The 1,458-nt window shown below is 58.7% G+C and carries 2 protein-coding genes; one reads left to right on the top strand and one right to left on the bottom strand.

All coding sequences use genetic code 11. The features are described from left to right. Positions 1-684, top strand: a 684-nt coding sequence (locus C0456_RS20510) for an HAD-IC family P-type ATPase (protein WP_291056554.1), incomplete at its 5' end; no start/stop codon positions are given. A 402-nt stretch (positions 685-1,086) separates the two neighbouring features. On the opposite strand, the gene C0456_RS20505 is transcribed toward C0456_RS20510, so the two are convergent. Further along, positions 1,087-1,458, bottom strand: a 372-nt coding sequence (locus C0456_RS20505; RefSeq protein WP_291056551.1) for a transposase, incomplete at its 5' end; no start/stop codon positions are given.

The raw sequence follows: 1,458 nt of genomic DNA, 5'->3' as shown, positions 1-1,458 counted from the left end.
AGCACGAGCGCACTCCAAGCCCTTGCGGAACGCCGCCGGACCGACGGCGCAACAGCCATCTATCTGGCTGTCGAAGGCGAAGCACAAGCCGTGCTTTCGATTGCCGATCCCGTGAAACCTTCAACGCCCGCCGCCCTGAGCGCGCTGCGCGCGGCAGGTCTCCACATCGTCATGGCGACAGGGGACAACCGCACGACGGCTGACGCGATCGCGCGTTCTCTCGGCATCGATGCCGTTGAAGCTGAAGTCCTGCCTGCCCAGAAAGCCGAGATTGTGAAACGCCTGATCGCCGAAGGACGGGTCGTCGCCATGGCCGGGGATGGCGTGAATGACGCGCCCGCACTGGCGGCGGCCGATGTCGGCATCGCGATGGGAACCGGCACGGACGTTGCCATTGAAAGTGCGGGTATCACCCTCATCAAAGGTGATCTGACTGGTATCGTCCGTGCCCGCTCCATTTCTACCGCAACGATGCGTAACATCCGCCAGAATCTGTTCTTCGCTTTTGCTTATAATGCGGCAGGTATCCCCATCGCCGCCGGCGTCCTATATCCTGTAACAGGCAGCCTCCTGTCACCAATGATTGCCGCCGCCGCCATGGCTCTCTCATCAGTCTCAGTGATCGTGAACTCTTTGCGGCTCGGCGCGAACCAGGCAGGAATACCGAAAGCGGCAAAAAGTTAGACTGGCAACACCGGCTTAAGATATTGCACCCAACAGTTGTGACCGCGTCAGACTACGACGCTGATGTATCAATCCGAGCTAACGCCCCGTGACGAACTAAACTACCTAGCCGATGAGGCTGCAATTTTCCTTGGATTCGCTGAGCGCATTTCTGAACGAGGCTAAGCGGATGAACTGTTCGGCGGACATAGCGCTGTAGGCGCAGGATGGGGCTATTTGGACAATCGAAGTCATGCGAACCGTTAATAGCGTCTCCCCACTATTAAAGGCTTTGTGCGCAGCGTTCCTGTGCGTGTAGCTCATCCTGAAAGCACACGGTTTGCCGGCAAAATTGAAATGTGGGAGCGGAACCATTCAAGTCATTTGAGACACAAAGTGACCCAGCCCCTTGATCCGGGCCGTTTAATTGGAGACTCTGTTCGCCTTTCTTTCTGGTTGGGGGTGGGTGGTCAAGGCCCGCTGAGCGGAGCTCTTGCGTAGCTCAGGCGAAGCGGGCCGGGCTCGCCGCGCCTGGTCGGCGAACATCGCCGGAGCGAGACCGCCGAGGGATGTATGTGGGCGGACAGTATTGTAGTCGATCCGCCATCTCTCGATGATGCTGCGAGCCTCGCTGAGCCGGTCGAACAGATGCTCGTTGAGACATTCGTCCCGCAGGCGGCCATTGAACGACTCCACGAACGCATTCTGTGTCGGTTTTCCGGGGGCAATGTAGTGCCATTCGATGCGGGCCTCCTTCACCCATTTCAGGATCGCGTGACTGGTCAGCTCCGTCCC

This window comes from Hyphomonas sp. (assembly GCF_013823385.1).
Classification (GTDB): Bacteria; Pseudomonadota; Alphaproteobacteria; order Caulobacterales; family Hyphomonadaceae; genus Hyphomonas.
The sequence above is the reverse complement of the archived record's forward strand: the minus strand, read 5'-3'. Positions and strand labels throughout refer to the sequence as shown.